Genomic DNA, 16,026 nt, shown 5'->3' on the forward strand with positions numbered 1-16,026 from the left:
GAACGAGGTACGTCCGGTGGGTGCCAGGCCCCTGGTTGTCGGTTGGGTTTGCTGTTGACCGTTGGCTCGCTGCCCTTGACGGCGGGAAGCGCGGCATCCGAGGTCGTCCGTCCGGCCGGCGCCTCGCCCTTGGGCACTCGGATCGGTGACACCCTCAAGGGGCACACCGGTCCTGTGCTGGCCTTGGCCGTCGACAAGCGCAGCGACGGCACGCCGGTCATCGTCTCCGGCGGCGAAGAGGACAGCACCGTACGGATCTGGGACCTGGACAGCGGGAAACGCTCGGGAAGCCCATCGTGTCCTCACGCGACATCATGTGGGGCGTGGCAACGGAGAGACTCCGGGACGGCACGCCCGTCATAGCCGCCACCGCAGGGGGGAGCCAGGTCAGTCGTCGGCCTGTGGAACTTGAACACCGGCAAGCACATCAAGAGGTCGTTCTCCGAGCCGTTTCCCACCACCACGTCGAACTTGGCGACAGGAAGGCGCAGCGACGGCACCCCTGTCGTCGTCACCGGCAACACTGAGGGCCGTACGCGCATCTGGAGTATGGAGACGGGAAAGAAGCTCAGCACGTACCTCTTCAGCTGTCACGAGTGCCAGGCCCGAGCCTTGGCGATCGGGAAGCGCCGAGACGGCACACCCGTCGCCGTCTCCGCGAACACCGACTATCCCCTTCTGGATGAAGACGTGCCGGATGGCAAGATCTGGGTGTACAACCTGAACACGGGAAAGTCTGTCGGGAAGTCCATCCGGATTCCTGCCACCGCGTTCGCCGGCATGGCGGTGGGGCAGCGCCGTGACGGCTCCACCGTTCTCGGCTACGGCGATGACTCCGGCAACGTGTCGGTCTGGGATCTCGACACAGGAAGTGTGGTGGGAGAGCCCTTCACCGCTCATTCCGGCACGATCTTCACCGTGGCGATGGGCAAGCGCAGCGACGGGACTCCTGTCCTGATCACCGGTGGCCGGGACAAGGCGATACGCGTCTGGAGCCTGGGGTCTTGATGTCAGCGCGCAGGGACAGTCGACTCCACTGTCCTGTTGATGCCGGTACCAGCACGTCAATGACGGCATCGGTGGCCAAAGCCGGTTGATGGCTGCAGGAAAGCCAGAAGGGGTGTGCCGTGATCACGGCACACCCCTTCTGGGCTGGCGGAGGATGGGGGATTTGAACCCCCGAAAGGTTGCCCTTTACACGCTTTCCAAGCGTGCGCCCTCGGCCACTAGGCGAATCCTCCGCCGACGAGCTTACCGGACTTCCGGACGTGTGAAGACCACCATTTCCCCGGAGCGAGCGTGGAGCGAGCACTGCCGCATCCCGCTAGACTGTCGGTGGACCCCTCGCGCGGCGTCATCCTGTGAACCTCCCCAGGGCCGGAAGGCAGCAAGGATAAGCGGGCTCTGGCGGGTGTGCGAGGGGTTCTCTTCGTTAGGAGCCCCTCGCAGGCGGGATGGTCGCATGAGCCTTGCGCTTTACCGCAAGTACCGGCCCGGGACCTTCGCCGAGGTCAAGGGTCAGGAACACGTCACAGACCCGCTGCGGCAGGCGCTGCGCACCGGCCGAGTCAACCACGCCTACCTCTTCAGCGGCCCGCGCGGCTGCGGCAAGACCTCCAGCGCCCGCATCCTGGCCCGCTCGCTCAACTGCGAGAAGGGCCCGACGCCCGACCCGTGCGGCACCTGCGAGTCCTGTGTCGCGCTGGCTCCGACGGGTCCCGGTCACCTCGACGTGATCGAGATCGACGCGGCCTCCCACGGTGGCGTCGACGACGCCCGCGACCTGCGCGAGCGGGCCTTCTTCGCGCCGGTCTCCGCGCGCTACAAGATCTACATCATCGACGAGGCGCACATGGTGACCCGCGAGGGTTTCAACGCGCTGCTCAAGCTCGTCGAGGAGCCGCCGCCGCACCTGAAGTTCATCTTCGCGACGACCGAGCCGGAAAAGGTCATCGGCACCATCAAGTCGCGTACCCACCACTACCCGTTCCGGCTGATGCCGCCCGCGACGCTGCGCGCGCTGATGGAGGAGATCCTCACCTCCGAGAGCGTCCCGTACGAGCCGGCCGCGTTGCCGCTCGTCGTCCGCGCCGGCGCCGGGTCGGCGCGTGACTCGCTGTCGATCCTCGACCAGCTCCTCGCCGGGGCCGAGGACGACGGCATCACGTACGCCAAGGCCGTGTCGCTGCTCGGCTACACCGACGGCGACCTGCTCGACGACGTCGTGGCCGCGTTCGCCGAGCGTGACGGCGGCCGGGTGTTCCAGACGGTCAGCCGGGTCATCGAGGGCGGCCACGACCCGCGCCGCTTCGCCTCCGACCTGCTGGAGCGCTTCCGCGACCTGGTCATCCTGGCCAACGTCCCCGAGGCCGCCACCAGCGGGCTGCTCGACCGGCCCGCCGACGAGCTGGAGCGTCTCGTCGAGCAGGCCGCGTCCATGGGGCCCGCCGAGCTCACCCGGGCCGCCGAGATCTTCAACGCCGGGCTCACGGAGATGCGCGGCGCGACCTCGCCGCGGCTCCTGCTGGAGCTGATGTGCGCCCGCGTCCTGCTCCCGGCCGTCTCGCAGGACGAGACCGCCCTGCTCGCCCGCCTCGAACGCCTCGAACGCGGCGGCGCCGTCGCCCAGATGGCCGCCCGCGCGTCCGCCCCTCCGCTCCCGCAATCCGACGGTACGGGTCACGGCGCGGCGGGGCACGGTGGGCCGGTGCGTGAGGCCGTGCAGGGCGGGGTGGCGGTTCCCGCCCAGGGCGCGGCGTCCTACACGACAGGCGGCCCCGGCGGTGGCGCCCCTGCCGGTGGCACGTCGCAGGGAAGTGGCTCGGGCGAGGCGGCGGCGCAGGAGGCCGGTCCGGGGGAGGGGCGCGTGGCGCGGCCCTCCGGCGACGACTGGCCCGAGACCGTACGCCCCGGCGCCGCGCCCCCGGCCGCTGCCGCACCGGCGGCTCCCGCGCAGAGCGGCGCCGGGCCCGTGTCCGGCGGCGCTTCCGGGGGGCCCGTCGCCGGCGGGGCGGGGGCGATACAGCAGCAGTGGCCCGCGGTCCTGGCCGCGCTCAAGCAGCGCAGCATCGTCGTGTGGGCGAACGTGAGCACCAACGCCCAGGTGGTCGGCGTCGAGGGCAACCTGGTCACTCTCGGCTTCACCCAGGTCGGCGCGATGAAGAACTTCACCGGCGGCGGCAAGGACGCCGTGGTGGCCGGCGCGCTGGGCGACGTGCTGGGCGGCACCTGGCGCGTGGAGGCCGTGGTGGGCGGCGGCCCGCAGGCGGCCCCGCGCGGTCCTCAGCCGGGCGGCTCCCACCCGGGCGGCTCGCATTCCGGCGGGCCTCAGGGGCATGCGCCGGGGTCGCACCCGGGCGGCGCTTCCGGGTCCCATCCCGGCGGGGCGTCGGGGTCGCATCCCGGGGGCGGATCGGGTTCTCATCCCGGCGGTCCGTCCGGGGCGCAGGGCGCATCCGGCGGTGACGCGGCGGACGGGCAGCAGGGCGGCTCCCACGTGGGCGGCGCCGAAGGGCGCACGGGCGGCCCTTCCGGGCCGCCGTCCGGGCCTGCGGGCGCGCGTCCCGAGGGAGGCGCGGGATCACGCCCCGGCGGCCCCGCAGGGTCGCACGCGGGCGCTGCGGGGCCGCACGGGGCTGCCACGAGCTCGTACGGGGACGCGGACGGCCGGGGAGGCGCCGCGGGCGGTCCGCACGACGCGGCGGGCGCCCAGGCGGCACAGGACGGCGCGCAGGGGCCCGGCGGGGCGGCGGGCGGCCCTCAGACGACGGACGAGTCGTGGCCGACGGCGCCCGACGACCCGGGGCTCGGCTCGCCTCCCACGCCCGACCCCACCCAGACGGCTCCCGGACGGTCCGGGGGCGGCGCGGTGGGCGCCGGGCTGGCGGCGGCCCGTTCGGCGGCCAGGGCGGCCGCGCAGGCGGGTCCCCGGACCGGCGCTCGTGCCGGCGGCGGCCGGGCGGGGGCGGCGTCCGGGTGGCCGGACGCGGTGCCCCGGCGGGACAAGAGCCTGGAGACGGACGACGTCGACCCGCTGAACGACGCGGACGCCGACGTGGACGCCGTCTCGGGCATGGCGCTCCTCCAGCGCGAGCTCGGCGCCCAGGTGATCGGCGAGATCGACCACACCTGACCCCCGTCGGAAGGCCGCCGTCCGCGGCGGGCGCGAACCCGGTGGCGGGCGCGGATTCTGACGGTGTCGCGGTTACCTGTCAGTAGCGGGTGGCGAAGGATCAGGGGGCGCGGAGGCGGGCGTGGGCTGCGGCCGCGCGGGGATCGCAGGCCGGGAGGCCGCGGGTGATGCGTTCGAGGACCTGGTGGTCGTCACGGCCGCTCTCCGTCTGGGCGTAGGCCCACAGGTCCTGGGGAGTGCCGTGGCGCAGCAGCGTGGTGCGGACCTGGACCTCCAGCTCGTCGCGGGCGCGGCGGATCTCGGGTGACTCCGAGCGCGGCAGCAGCGGCCCGGCGTAGGCGCGGGCTAGCGCCGCCGGGTCGCCGGCCGACAGCAGGCGGCGCAGCTCCAGGAAGTCGGCGTCGACGGGCGAGGTCAGCCGGTACGGCTTCGCCTCGACGATGGCGCCGAGCTGGGCGCGCAGCCGGTGCACCTCGGCCCTGATGGTGACGGGGTTGCCCGCGTCCCCGTACAGGTGGAAGGAGAGCTGGTCGGCCGAGAGGCCGCGCGGGTGGAGGGCGAGGAGGGCGAGGATCTCGGCGTGCCGCAGGGACAGCGGCAGCTTGCGGCCGTTGACGACGGCGGTCGGCGGGCCGTCGCCGAGCAGGGTGAGCCCGAGCGGGGAGGCGGTGACGGTCGGGGTGGCGCGCAGGAGGTAGCCGCCCGAGAAGGGCTCCAGGACGGCGACGCGGCCGTCGCGCAGGATCATGCGGTCTCCGGTGGTGGGGAGCGGGACGCGGGAGCCGAGGCGGCCGGAGGGGTCGCCGGCGATGACGCGGCCGGTGGGGGAGAGCAGGATGGTGGAGCGGGCGCGCAGGCCCTCGTAGCGGCGGCGCAGCGCGTCGTCGCGTTCGTGCATGCGCAGCGCGAGCTGGGTCTCGGCGAGCTTGGCCGCGGCGCCGACGAGGGCGACCGTGGCGGGGTGGAGGCTGGGCGCGGTGCCGCTGACGTCGACGCAGCCGAGGATCTGGCCGGAGTCCGGGTCGATGATCGGGGCGGCGCTGCACGACCAGACGTGCAGCACGCGCATGAGGTGTTCCTCGGAGTAGACGTGCACGGGGCGGCGCAGGGCCAGGGCGGTGCCGATGCCGTTGGTGCCGACGATGCCCTCGCCCCAGTGGTGGCCGGTGGCGAGGCCGACCTGGTCGGCGCGGCGCAGGGTGGCGGCGTGGCCCTCGCGCCACAGCACCCGGCCGTCGGAGTCGGTGACGAGGACGATGTTCTCGCTCTCGTCGGCGGATCGGCCCAGGGTCTGGGCGAGGAGCGAGAGCAGCGGCTGGAGCGGGTGCGAGGCGCGCACGTCCTTGATGGTGGCGCTGTCGAAGGCCAGCGGGGCGGCGGTGGCGTCGAGGTCGATGCCGGCGTCGAGGGAGCGCCTCCAGGAGGCGCCGATCATGCCGCGGGGCTCGGCGGGGGTCACCTCGTCGGCGCTGAGGCTGTCGTGTGCCGCGCGCAGGCGGCGGGAGTATGCGTTCAAGTGAGCGTAACTCATCGGCCACTCCATGTAATCGGCCCCCAAGGCGAGCATCCGTTGTACAGGGCTTCCGGCGCAACCCGTTCGAGGGATTGCTTAGGGTGATTGAACGATCGCAACCTGTGTGCAACGTGGTGACGTCTACCGTTCCTCTCGACGCACCGGCATGGTGCGGCCGCTCCGGCCGGTGTGATGGCCGGGTCCCGGACACTGGAGGGGGGCCGGGATCCGGCCAGAATGAGGCCGGAGCGCGAAACACCTGCATGCCTGCCAGTACATGACCGCGCCCAAACACCGTAGGCTCGTGGCAGTCAAGAACGCGGAGCCACGAGGAGCGCACGACGGTGAACCCAGGGGATGTCAACCTGCAGCAGCTGCTGGAGCAGGCCCAGCTCATGCAGCAGCAGCTTGTGAGCGCCCAGCAGGAGCTCAACGATGCGCAGATCGAGGGCTCGGCCGGTGGCGGGATGGTCACGGCCGTCGTCAACGGCTCGGGCGAGCTGCTCGAGCTCAAGATCAATCCGAGCGTGATCGACGCCGCGGACCCGCAGGACACGGCCGACACGATCGCCGACCTGGTGATCGCCGCCGTGCGCGACGCCATCAGGGCGGCCTCCGACCTGCAGCAGGAGAAGCTGGGCCCGCTGGCCCAGGGGCTCGGTGGCGGCGGCCTCGGCCAGTTGCCGGGGTTCTAGACGATGTACGAAGGGGTCGTCCAGAACCTGATCGACGAGCTGGGTCTGCTTCCTGGCGTCGGTCCCAAGAGCGCGCAGCGGATCGCCTTCCACCTGCTGGCGGCCGATCCGGCCGACGTCAAGCGGCTGGCGCACGCGCTCCTGGAGGTCAAGGAGAAGGTCCGGTTCTGCCGGGTGTGCGGCAACGTGGCCTCCGAGGAGGAGTGCCGCATCTGCCGTGACGCGCGCCGCGACACGCATGTGATCTGCGTGGTCGAGGAGTCGAAGGACGTCGTCGCGATCGAGAAGACGCGCGAGTTCCGCGGCACCTATCACGTGCTCGGCGGCGCGATCAGCCCGATCGACGGCGTCGGCCCCGACGACCTGCGCATCCGTGAGCTCATGACCCGGCTGGCCGACGGCCGGGTGACCGAGCTCATCCTCGCCACCGATCCCAATCTCGAGGGTGAGGCGACGGCGACCTATCTCGCCCGTCTGGTGAAGCCGATGGGTGTGAAAGTGACACGACTGGCCAGCGGTCTGCCTGTGGGCGGTGACCTCGAGTACGCCGACGAGGTGACCTTGGGCCGCGCGTTCGAAGGACGGAGGCTGCTGGATGTCTGACGAGTGGAGCATCCTGGCGGAGGAGATCGCCGGACACGCGAGCAACTATGTGGACGGCCTGGCGAGAGTGGCGGGCGGCGAGGGCGGCGACGCCATCTGGTCGCTGCTGCTGGTCGAGGTCGCGCAGGTGAGCCTGGCCGGGGCCAAGCTCGGCGCGAACCGCGACGTGATCCTGTCGGGCAACTACGAGCCGCCGCTGAGCGAGGACCCCGACATCGACGGGGTGCGCACGGCGCTGGCCGAGAGGCTCGGCCCGGTCGACGACTACGCCGAGGTGTTCGACCCGTACAAGGACACGGGGGTCACGCCGTACAGGCTCTCCGACGACCTGACGGCGGTGGCGGCCGACCTCATCCACGGGCTGCGTCACTATCAGGCCGGGCGGCCGGCCGAGGCGCTGTGGTGGTGGCAGTATTCCTACTTCAACACCTGGGGCAACCACGCGGGCGCGGCCATGCGGGCGTTGCAGGCTCTGGCCGCGCATTCGCGGCTCGACGTGGCGGAGGAGGCCACCACCGTCTGACGGGTGTCCACATAGTGGTTGAGCCATCAGTGGCATGAGAGCCCCCAAGTAGACTGGCACCTCACAGTCCAGACCGGGAGACTCTCGTGGCGCTCGTTGTGCAAAAGTACGGTGGTTCGTCCGTCGCCGACGCGTCCTGCATCAAGCGGGTCGCGCAGCGGATCGTCGCGACGAAAAAAGCCGGCAACAACGTGGTCGTCATCGTCTCCGCCATGGGTGACACGACGGACGAGCTGCTCGACCTGGCTCAGCAGGTGTCGCCGCTGCCTCCGGGCCGCGAGCTCGACATGCTGCTGACCTCCGGCGAGCGCATCTCCATGGCGCTGCTGGCGATGGCGATCGCCAACCTGGGGCACGAGGCCCGCTCGTTCACGGGCTCGCAGGCGGGTGTGATCACCGACTCGACGCACGGCAAGGCGCGCATCATAGACGTGACGCCGAGCCGCATACAGGAGGCTCTCGACCAGGGCCACATCGCGATCGTGGCCGGTTTCCAGGGTGTCTCGCAGGAGTCGAAGGACATCACGACGCTGGGCCGCGGCGGCTCCGACACGACGGCGGTCGCGCTGGCGGCGGCCCTGGAGGCCGACGTCTGCGAGATCTACACCGACGTCGACGGGATCTTCACCGCCGACCCGCGGATCGTGCCGGCCGCGCGGCAGATCCCCAGGATCTCCTACGACGAGATGATGGAGATGGCGGCCTGCGGCGCGAAAATCCTGCACCTGCGCTGCGTCGAGTATGCTCGCCGCTTCAACCTGCCGATTCACGTACGCAGCTCGTTCAGTAACAGGGAAGGCACGTGGGTCGTCTCCGACCCTTACCACGAAGGAACCGAGATGGAGCAGCCGATCATCTCCGGCGTCGCGCACGACCGGAGCGAGGCCAAGATCACTGTTGTCGGGGTGCCCGACAAGGTCGGTGAGGCTGCCACGATCTTCAAAACTCTGGCCAACGCCGAGATCAACATCGACATGATCGTGCAGAACGTCTCGGCCGCTGCGACCGGTCGCACCGACATCTCCTTCACGCTGCCCACGGCCGACAGCCAGACGGCGCTGACGGCGCTGAAGAAGATCCAGAGTGAGATCGGCTACGAGTCGCTGCTCTTCGACGACCAGATCGGGAAGGTGTCGCTGATCGGCGCGGGCATGCGCTCGCACCCCGGCGTCACGGCGACGTTCTTCGCGGCTCTCGCCGACGCGGGGGTCAACATCGAGATGATCTCCACGTCGGAGATCCGCATTTCCGTGATCGTCGAGCAGGACGGTGTCGACGCGGCCGTGGCGGCCGCCCACCGTGCCTTCGATCTCGACTCCGACCAGGTCGAAGCCGTTGTGTATGGAGGTTCAGGACGATGAGCAGGCCCAATCTCGCCCTGATCGGGGCCACCGGAGCCGTAGGCACCGTCATGCGGGACATCGTCTCCTCGCGTGACGACATCTGGGGCGAGGTGCGCCTGGTGGCGTCGCCGCGCTCGGCCGGCAAGGTGCTCCAGGTGCGCGGCGAGGACGTCGTCGTGCAGGCGCTGGCCCCCGAGGTGTTCGACGGCATCGACATCGCCATCTTCGACGTGCCCGACGAGGTGTCGGCCGTGTGGGTGCCGATCGCGGCCGAGCGCGGCGCGATCGCGATCGACAAGTCGGGCACGTTCCGCATGGAGCCGGACGTCCCGCTGGTGGTGCCCGAGGTCAACCCGCTCGACGCGCGCGAGCGGCCGCGCAACATCATCTCGACGCCCAACTGCACGACGCTGTCGATGATGGCGGCCATGGGCGCGCTGCACGCCGAATACACGCTGACCGAGCTGGTCGTCGCCTCCTACCAGGCGGTCTCCGGCGCGGGCGTGGCAGGCTCGGCCCGGCTCTACGACGAGGTCGAGGCGCTGGCCGGCGACCGGTCGATCGGCCAGACGGCCGGTGACGTGCGCAAGGCGCTGGCCAACAAGCTGCCCGACGACTCGCCGTTCCCGGCGCCGATCGCGTTCAACGTGGTGCCGTGGGCGGGCTCGTACAAGGACGGCGGGTGGGCCTCCGAGGAGCTCAAGCTGCGCAACGAGTCGCGCAAGATCCTCGGCATCCCCGACCTCAAGGTCTCGGCGACCTGCGTCAGGGTGCCGGTGATCACCACGCACTCGCTGGCCGTGCACGCGCGGTTCGCGCGCGAGATCACGGTCGCCGACGCGCACCGGGTGCTGGGCGCCGCGCCGACGGTGGTTCTCATGGACGACCCGGCCAACGGGGTCTACCCGACCCCCGCCGACGTGGTGGGCACCGACCCGACCTATGTGGGCCGGGTGCGTCAGGCGGTCGACTTCCCCAACACGCTGGATCTGTTCGTGTGCGGTGACAACCTGCGCAAGGGCGCCGCGCTGAACGCGGCGGAGATCGCCGAGCTGGTCGCGTCCGAGTTCTGACGGGTTTCTGAAGTCCGGGCTCCGTCCACCGGGTGGTGGACGGAGCCGGCCCTGTCACCGGAACAGGATGTCCCAGTGGTCGCCTTCGTCGGCGAAGATGTCGCCCGACGGGGAGCGGTAGAGGGTGGCGCCGTCACTCCGCACACCGGTCCGGTGATGATTCTTCGTGATGTACCGGTCGATGCACTGGTTGTGTGAGATGTCGAGCTTGTAGCCGTTCCCGTGGCTGAACCGGCCCGAGGCGTGGCCCGCCTCGGTGCCGCCCGTCACCGTGATCGGGCACCGGCTGCGCCGCTTCAGCTCCACGGCCTTGGCGACGGTCCGGGTGCGCACCGAGTCGAGCGACGTGCAGTGGCGCAGGTGCTTGCTGGTGCAGTTGCCCGTCGACTTCCAGCGCAGGCCGGCGTCCTTGAGCCAGTCCGAGGCGTGCGCGTGCGACAGGTGCACGGTGGCGTGCCTGGGCCGGGCCCGGTGCAGGTCCACCGCGGGACGGCGGTGCCGCCTGGCCTCCGCCTTGCCGCCCTTGCTCTCGCGGGCCCGTGATTCGGGCCGCTCGGCCTGGCCGGCGTCGAAGCGCCTCAGGTAGAGCTCGCGGAACTCGCGCTCGTCGCCCGGCTCCCGGAAGTCGCCGGGGTGGCCGCTGGGCTCCTGGAAGTCGCCGGGCCGGCTGCCGGGCCGCCGGAGCTCGCGGGGTTCCCGCAGCTCTCCGTGCTCTCCCGGCTCTGCGGGGTCCCGCAGCTCTCGCGATTCCCCGTGCTCCCGCGGTTCTTCGTGCTCCCGCAGGTGGGAGAGCTCGCGCGGGTCGGTGGGTTCGCGCATATGGGTGAGCGCGCCCGGATCGGCGTGCTCGCGGGTCTCCGGGTGGTGCGCGCGGAGCCCCGCCAGCCCGTGGACGGGGCCGAGTTGGGCGTGGTAAGCCCGTTCCAGGCTCGTCGCGGTCTTCTCGAGCATGGCGTACCAGCGAGGGGCGTTGTACATGTCACCGGCTTCGTACACCCGGATGACCGGGTCCGGAGCCTGGCGTGGCTCGTCCGCCGGCGTCCTGGGGGCGGCCGAGGCCGCAGACGCCATCGCGATGATGGTGATCTCGATACCAAAGAGCGCGACCACGAGGAGCCGCACTGTCCTACGTATCCACATGTCGATGCCTTTTCGCGGAATAGCCCTTCCGCTGGAATCATCAATCCCACCCTTCACACCGGATAACCCCTGTCCCACCGGGATCTTTGCCTTGTGGCGGCGATCACCGTGCGGCTTCATGACCTAACCCGGAAATAAGCCGTAAAGTGACGAACGTGTCCGAAGCCCGAAACCGAGGATCGGAGAGCACTCGAGAGGTCATCGTCGAGACGGCCTTGCGACTGTTCCGGGAGCGCGGCTTCGAAGCGACGACGATGCGCGCCATCGCCGCCGAGGCCGGGGTGTCCGTGGGCAACGCCTACTACTACTTCGCCAGCAAGGAGGCGTTGATCCAGGCGTACTACGACCGCGCCCAGGCCGAGCACGAGCAGGCCTGCCGTGAGCTGCTGGCCACCGAGTTCACGCTGGCCGGGCGGCTGAGCGGGGTGCTGCGCGAGTGGGTGCGCGTCTCGGAGCCGTACCACGAGTTCGCGGTGAAGTTCTACAAGCACGCGGCCGAGCCGACGAACCCGCTGAGCCCGTTCAGCGAGCAGTCCTCGCCGGCCAGGGAGGCGTCCATCGGGATCTACCGGCAGGTGGTCGAGGGGGCGCGGGACCGGATGAACGCCGAGCTGCGCGAGGAGCTGCCCGAGCTGCTGTGGCTGCTGTCGATGGGCATGGTGCTGTTCTGGGTGCACGACACCTCGCCGGGGTGCGCGCGCACGTATCGGCTGATCGAGGTGACGGTGCCGCTGGTGGACCGGCTGGTCGGGCTGTCGCACCTGCCGGGGCTGCGCGGGATCACCAAGGACTTCATCGCCGCGGTGCACGAGCTCAGGGCGTAGTCGAGGCTACAGACCGGTTGGTATGGTCAGGGCACACCCGGATCCCGGAGGCGCGCGATGACCCAGAACTGGGGCATGACCATCCCCTTCTACGACCGTTCGCTGGCCCGTTCGCGGGAGCTGATCGAGGAGCTGCCCGCGCTCGGCTACACCGACCTGTGGTCGGCCGAGGTCAACGGCACGGACGGGTTCACGCCGCTGGCCCTGGCCTCGCAGTGGGCGCCCGGGGTGCGGCTGGGCAGCGCCATCGTGCCCGTCTCCACCCGCGGCCCGGCGCTGCTGGCCATGTCGGCGGCCACGCTGGCGGACCTGGCGCCGGAGCGGTTCGTGCTCGGCATCGGCTCGTCGTCCCCGGCGATCGTGGAGCGCTGGAACGCCGTCGAGTTCGCCAAGCCCTACGCGCGCACCCGCGACACGCTGCGCTTCCTGAAGCAGGCGCTGACCGGCGAGAAGGTGTCGGAGACGTACGAGACGTTCCAGGTCAAGGGGTTCAAGCTGGAGCGGGCGCCGAAGACGCCGCCGAAGATCGTGCTGGCCGCGCTGCGGCCGCGGATGCTGAAGCTGGCGGCCGAGGAGGCCGACGGCGCGATCACCAACTGGCTCTCGCCCGACGACGTGCGCAAGGTGCGCGCCGAGATCGGGCCTGAGACGGAGCTGATCGCCCGGCTGTTCGTCTGCGTGAGCGAGGACACCGACCGCGTACGCGAGCAGGCCCGGTGGATGCTGGCCTCCTACCTCACGGTGCCCGCGTACGCGGCCTTCCACGACTGGCTGGGACGCGGCGAGGTGCTGCGGCCGCTGCACGAGGCGTGGGCGGCGGGCGACCGCAAGTCCGCGCTCCAGGCCATCCCCGACGAGGTCGTCGACGCGCTGATCGTGCACGGCGACGCGGCGACCTGCCGGGCGCGGATCGAGGAGTACGTCGCGAACGGCCTCAACACACCCGTGCTCGCCCCGATCCCGGGCGGCGAGGTCTCCATCACCCAGGCCGTCCGCGACCTGGCTCCGAAGGGCTGAGGCGCATGGACGACATCCTGCGGCTGGACGCGGTCGGCCAGGCCCGGGCGGTGCGCGAGCGGCTGGTGTCGCCGCGCGAGCTCGCCGAGGCCGCCATCGCCCGCATCGAGGCCCGCGACGGCGAGCTGAACGCGGTCGTGCACCCGCGCTTCGAGCGGGCCCTCGCCGAGGCCGACGACCTGCCGGAGCACGCGCCCTTCCGCGGCGTCCCCATCCTGCTCAAGGACCTGGGCTGGCAGCAGGCCGGCGAGCCGTACAGCGCAGGCTCGCGGGTCTGCGACGGCCTGCGGATCGACCGGGACGGGCACGGCGTGACCCGGTTACGCGAGGCCGGCTTCCTGATCCTGGGCCGGACGAACACGCCCGAGTTCGGCAGCACGATCAGCACCGAGCCCGTCGCGTTCGGCCCCACCCGCAACCCGCACGACCCCGCGTACTCAGCGGGCGGGTCGAGCGGCGGCTCGGCGGCGGCCGTGGCGGCCGGGATGGTCGCGCTCGCGACGGCCAGCGACGGCGGCGGGTCGATCCGCATCCCCGCCTCGTTCTGCGGCCTGGTGGGCCTCAAGCCCACGCGCGGGCGCGTCAGCCTCGGGCCCGCGCAGGGTGAGGGCTGGAACGGCTTCTCCTGCCCGGGGTTCGTGACCAGGACCGTGCGCGACACCGCCGCCGCGCTCGACCTGGTCTCCGGGTACGTGCCCGGCGACCCGTACGCCGCCCCGCCGCTGCCGCGCCCGCTCGCCGAGGAGGCCGGAGCCGACCCGGGACGGCTGCGGATCGGGTACGTCACCGCGCACCCGAGAGGCGACGTGCCGGAGGTCCCCGAGCTGGTCGAGGCCGTGACGGGGGCGGCGGCGCTGCTGTCGGCGCTCGGGCACGACGTGGCGCCCGGCTGCCCCGAGGCGCTGGGCGAGCCGGACTTCCCCCTGCACTTCGGCGCCATCGTGGCCGACAACCTGGCCGCGCTCGTCGAGAGCCTGGGCCCGGCCAGGGGCAGGGCCGTCGAGCTGGACGAGCTGGAGCCGCGCAACGCCGCCATGGTGGCCACGGCCCGGGGACGCAGCGCGGCGGCCCACCTGCTGGCCGCGCAGTGGATCGACGGCTTCCGCAGGCGGATGGCCGCCTGGTGGGCCGCCGGGCACGATTTGCTGCTCATGCCGTCGGTTGGCGTGGCGCCGTTCCCGCTCGGCTGGATCCCGCCGGAGGACCTGAGCACCGCGTTCGGCAGGACTGCGCACGTCGTGGCCTTCACCTCGCCCGTCAACGCCACCGGCCAGCCGGCCGTCTCGCTGCCGCTGCACCGCACCCGCGACGGGCTGCCCGTGGGCGTCCAGCTCGTGGCCGCGGCCGGGCGGGAGGACCTGCTCATCAGGGTCGCGGCGCAGATCGAGGCCGCCAGGCCGTTCGAGCATCCCGCGCTGTGAGGAACTCCTTGCCCCCGGTAACACGTTATGTCGTGAGAGACGGGGTAAGGGGAAACACATGATGGCGAAAGCAGCGAAGGCCGCGGCGGCCTATCGGGCGTACCGGGACGTCACCAAGCCCGGCACGCCCGGCCTCATGCCGCGGCTGCGGGCGATCCCCCGCATGCTCGGCGCCGCGCTCCGGGGCCGGTACGACGGGCTGGGCAAGGGCAGGCTCACCATGATGGCGCTCGGCGTCGTCTACCTGGTCTCGCCGATCGACGTCGTGCCCGACTTCCTCATGCTGATCGGCGTGGCCGACGACTTCGGCGTGTTCCTGTGGCTGATGGCGTCACTGCTCGGCGAGAGCGGACGCTACGTCGACTGGGAGCGCCGGATCATCACCGGCCGGGTGGAGCCGGCCCCGCAGGAAGGCTAGATCTCCTCCATCCTCAGCCACGCGCGTGACGGCAGCGGGTGCCCGAACAGCCGGGCCGCGTTGCCGTAGGCGACCCTGGCGATGTCGGCGGGCGGCAGCGCGCCGAGGTTGCGCGCGACCGACTTCTGCGTGTCGGGCCAGGTGGAGTCGGAGTGCGGATAGCCGCTCTCCTGCAGCACGTGGTCGAGGCCGACCGCGAGGCGCACCCCCGACAGCGCGTGGTCGTCGAGTGTGCCGAAGAAGAAGTTGCGGCGCAGCACCTCGCTGGGCTTGAGCCCGCCGTCCCACTGCGCCTCGCCGGCCACCGGGTGGTCGAGGGCGTAGTCGGCCCGCTCGGCGAGCACCGGCAGCCAGCCCACCCCGCCCTCGGCGATGAGGATGCGCAGGTTGGGGAAGCGCAGCGGCAGCCCGGACCACAGCCAGTCGGCGCAGGCGAACATGGCGCTGGTCGGCAGCAGCGTGGTGATCGCCTCGATGGGGGTGTCGGGCGACGGCACCGGCGACCAGCTCGACTCGCCTATGTGGAGGCAGACGACCGTGCCGGTCTCCTCGCAGGCGGCGAAGAACGGGTCCCAGTGGCCGGTGTGAATCGACGGCAGCCGCAGCCGGGTCGGGAACTCGGGGAACACCACCGCCTTGAAGCCCCGGGCGGCGTTGGCGCGGATCTCCTTGGCGGCCACGTCGGGGTCGGGCAGCCAGGGGAGCTGCAGGCCGATGATCCGCTCCGGGTAGGTGCCCGCCCAGACGTCGATGTGCCAGTCGTTGTAGGCCTTGACCAGCGCGAGGCCGAGCTCCTGGTCGCGCGTCCTGGCGAACGGCATGCCCGACTGGCCGGCCAGCATGCCGGGGAAGCACAGCGCGGCCCAGACGCCGGCCACGTCCATGTCCTGGACGCGGGCCTCGATGTCGTGGCAGCCGGGGCGCATGGTCTCGAACCTGACCGGGTCCAGGGTCCACTGCTCGCGGGGCAGCCCGGCGCCCACGTCGAGGCCGGCGCACGGGTAGGTGGCGCCGCCGTAGCGCCAGACCTGGTGACCGGCCTCGGTCTCCACGACCTTGGGCGCGACGTCGGCGTATTTCTCCGGCAGCCTGTCCTCGAAAAGGTCAGGGGGCTCGATCAGATGATCGTCGGCGGAGATGATCACGTAGTCGCGCCGCCTCGGCTCTGGATCGGGAAGCAGCGGCGTAGTCACGCAGGTAACCGTACGACGGCGGGATAACGTCGAACAAGCTGCGACGTATCCGTTGGGTATCCGGGCATATCCGAGGGCCGTTCGGACCCGGGATCGCCGGGAGGGGGACGGCTGGCGATCCCGGGGCCCCG

General features: G+C 71.5%; 14 protein-coding genes, 1 tRNA gene and 1 other RNA gene. 12 read left to right on the forward strand and 4 right to left on the reverse strand.

The features are described 5' to 3' along the window. The first annotated feature begins 408 nt into the window (after positions 1-408). A complete protein-coding gene (locus tag KME80_RS23030; protein ID WP_219508189.1) occupies positions 409-1,008 on the forward strand; it encodes a WD40 repeat domain-containing protein in 600 nt (199 codons plus the stop codon). A 145-nt stretch (positions 1,009-1,153) separates the two neighbouring features. On the opposite strand, the gene KME80_RS23035 is transcribed toward KME80_RS23030, so the two are convergent. Continuing rightward, a tRNA-Ser gene (locus tag KME80_RS23035) sits at positions 1,154-1,241 on the reverse strand. A gap of 94 nt (positions 1,242-1,335) precedes the next feature. Between KME80_RS23035 and ffs the strand changes: the two genes are divergently transcribed. Both ffs and KME80_RS23045 read left to right on the forward strand, forming a co-directional pair. Then, an RNA gene (gene ffs, locus KME80_RS23040) (signal recognition particle sRNA small type) lies at positions 1,336-1,431 on the forward strand. 31 nt (positions 1,432-1,462) lie between these two features. Next, positions 1,463-4,132: a DNA polymerase III subunit gamma and tau gene (locus KME80_RS23045; protein ID WP_246645510.1), complete on the forward strand. Its 2,670-nt coding sequence runs from the start codon at positions 1,463-1,465 to the stop codon at positions 4,130-4,132. A gap of 100 nt (positions 4,133-4,232) precedes the next feature. Here KME80_RS23045 and KME80_RS23050 read toward each other — a convergent pair whose 3' ends face one another. Next, entirely contained in the window at positions 4,233-5,663 is a 1,431-nt protein-coding gene (locus KME80_RS23050; RefSeq protein WP_219508190.1) for a GAF domain-containing protein, read from the reverse strand. A gap of 326 nt (positions 5,664-5,989) precedes the next feature. Here KME80_RS23050 and KME80_RS23055 point away from each other — a divergent pair, with 326 nt between their 5' ends. The 5 genes from KME80_RS23055 to KME80_RS23075 all read left to right on the forward strand — a co-directional run bounded on the left by KME80_RS23055 (position 5,990) and on the right by KME80_RS23075 (position 9,882). Next, complete coding sequence (locus tag KME80_RS23055; RefSeq protein ID WP_219508191.1) at positions 5,990-6,340, forward strand: YbaB/EbfC family nucleoid-associated protein; 351 nt, start codon at positions 5,990-5,992, stop codon at positions 6,338-6,340. Between the two features lie 3 nt (positions 6,341-6,343). Continuing rightward, positions 6,344-6,943, forward strand: a complete 600-nt coding sequence (recR, locus tag KME80_RS23060; RefSeq protein WP_219508192.1) for a recombination mediator RecR — start codon at positions 6,344-6,346, stop codon at positions 6,941-6,943. Further along, positions 6,936-7,466 (forward strand): DUF5063 domain-containing protein, encoded by a 531-nt coding sequence (locus KME80_RS23065; RefSeq protein WP_219508193.1) that lies wholly within the window; start codon positions 6,936-6,938, stop codon positions 7,464-7,466. Before recR ends, KME80_RS23065 begins: the two co-directional genes overlap by 8 nt. Positions 7,467-7,552: 86 nt before the next feature. Continuing rightward, positions 7,553-8,827, forward strand: coding sequence for an aspartate kinase (locus tag KME80_RS23070; RefSeq protein WP_219508194.1), 1,275 nt, complete (start codon positions 7,553-7,555; stop codon positions 8,825-8,827). Then, entirely contained in the window at positions 8,824-9,882 is a 1,059-nt protein-coding gene (locus KME80_RS23075; protein WP_219508195.1) for an aspartate-semialdehyde dehydrogenase, read from the forward strand. The genes KME80_RS23070 and KME80_RS23075 overlap by 4 nt, the downstream gene beginning before the upstream one ends. 54 nt (positions 9,883-9,936) lie before the next feature. Here KME80_RS23075 and KME80_RS23080 read toward each other — a convergent pair whose 3' ends face one another. Then, positions 9,937-10,953, reverse strand: a complete 1,017-nt coding sequence (locus KME80_RS23080) for a hypothetical protein (RefSeq protein ID WP_219508196.1) — start codon at positions 10,951-10,953, stop codon at positions 9,937-9,939. Positions 10,954-11,177: 224 nt separating this feature from the next. Between KME80_RS23080 and KME80_RS23085 the strand changes: the two genes are divergently transcribed. From KME80_RS23085 to KME80_RS23100, 4 genes are read left to right on the forward strand one after another with little or no spacing between them, the layout of a single operon-like run. Further along, the gene (locus tag KME80_RS23085; protein ID WP_308125893.1) at positions 11,178-11,846 is read left to right on the forward strand and encodes a TetR/AcrR family transcriptional regulator; all 669 of its coding nucleotides are present in this window, start codon (positions 11,178-11,180) and stop codon (positions 11,844-11,846) included. 57 nt (positions 11,847-11,903) lie between these two features. Further along, complete coding sequence (locus tag KME80_RS23090) at positions 11,904-12,863, forward strand: LLM class F420-dependent oxidoreductase (RefSeq protein ID WP_219508197.1); 960 nt, start codon at positions 11,904-11,906, stop codon at positions 12,861-12,863. Between the two features lie 5 nt (positions 12,864-12,868). Continuing rightward, positions 12,869-14,284, forward strand: a complete 1,416-nt coding sequence (locus KME80_RS23095) for an amidase (protein WP_219508198.1) — start codon at positions 12,869-12,871, stop codon at positions 14,282-14,284. A 58-nt stretch (positions 14,285-14,342) separates the two neighbouring features. Then, a complete protein-coding gene (locus tag KME80_RS23100; protein WP_246645511.1) occupies positions 14,343-14,702 on the forward strand; it encodes a YkvA family protein in 360 nt (119 codons plus the stop codon). Here the strand turns inward: KME80_RS23100 and KME80_RS23105 are convergent. Next, positions 14,699-15,895 (reverse strand): amidohydrolase family protein, encoded by a 1,197-nt coding sequence (locus KME80_RS23105; protein WP_219508199.1) that lies wholly within the window; start codon positions 15,893-15,895, stop codon positions 14,699-14,701. The genes KME80_RS23100 and KME80_RS23105 overlap by 4 nt on opposite strands. Positions 15,896-16,026: the final 131 nt, after the last annotated feature.

Source organism: Nonomuraea ceibae, assembly GCF_019396325.1.
Taxonomy (GTDB): domain Bacteria; phylum Actinomycetota; class Actinomycetes; order Streptosporangiales; family Streptosporangiaceae; genus Nonomuraea; species Nonomuraea ceibae.

What these genes read in the sequence shown, in the direction of transcription:
- KME80_RS23080 (WP_219508196.1), bottom strand. Translation starts at nt 10,953, where the DNA reads ATGGCGTCTGCGGCCTCGGCCGCCCCCAGGACGCCGGCGGACGAGCCA.
- recR (WP_219508192.1), top strand. Translation starts at nt 6,344, where the DNA reads ATGTACGAAGGGGTCGTCCAGAACCTGATCGACGAGCTGGGTCTGCTT.
- KME80_RS23050 (WP_219508190.1), bottom strand. Translation starts at nt 5,663, where the DNA reads ATGAGTTACGCTCACTTGAACGCATACTCCCGCCGCCTGCGCGCGGCA.
- KME80_RS23075 (WP_219508195.1), top strand. Translation starts at nt 8,824, where the DNA reads ATGAGCAGGCCCAATCTCGCCCTGATCGGGGCCACCGGAGCCGTAGGC.
- KME80_RS23065 (WP_219508193.1), top strand. Translation starts at nt 6,936, where the DNA reads ATGTCTGACGAGTGGAGCATCCTGGCGGAGGAGATCGCCGGACACGCG.
- KME80_RS23095 (WP_219508198.1), top strand. Translation starts at nt 12,869, where the DNA reads ATGGACGACATCCTGCGGCTGGACGCGGTCGGCCAGGCCCGGGCGGTG.
- KME80_RS23100 (WP_246645511.1), top strand. Translation starts at nt 14,343, where the DNA reads ATGATGGCGAAAGCAGCGAAGGCCGCGGCGGCCTATCGGGCGTACCGG.
- KME80_RS23090 (WP_219508197.1), top strand. Translation starts at nt 11,904, where the DNA reads ATGACCCAGAACTGGGGCATGACCATCCCCTTCTACGACCGTTCGCTG.
- KME80_RS23045 (WP_246645510.1), top strand. Translation starts at nt 1,463, where the DNA reads ATGAGCCTTGCGCTTTACCGCAAGTACCGGCCCGGGACCTTCGCCGAG.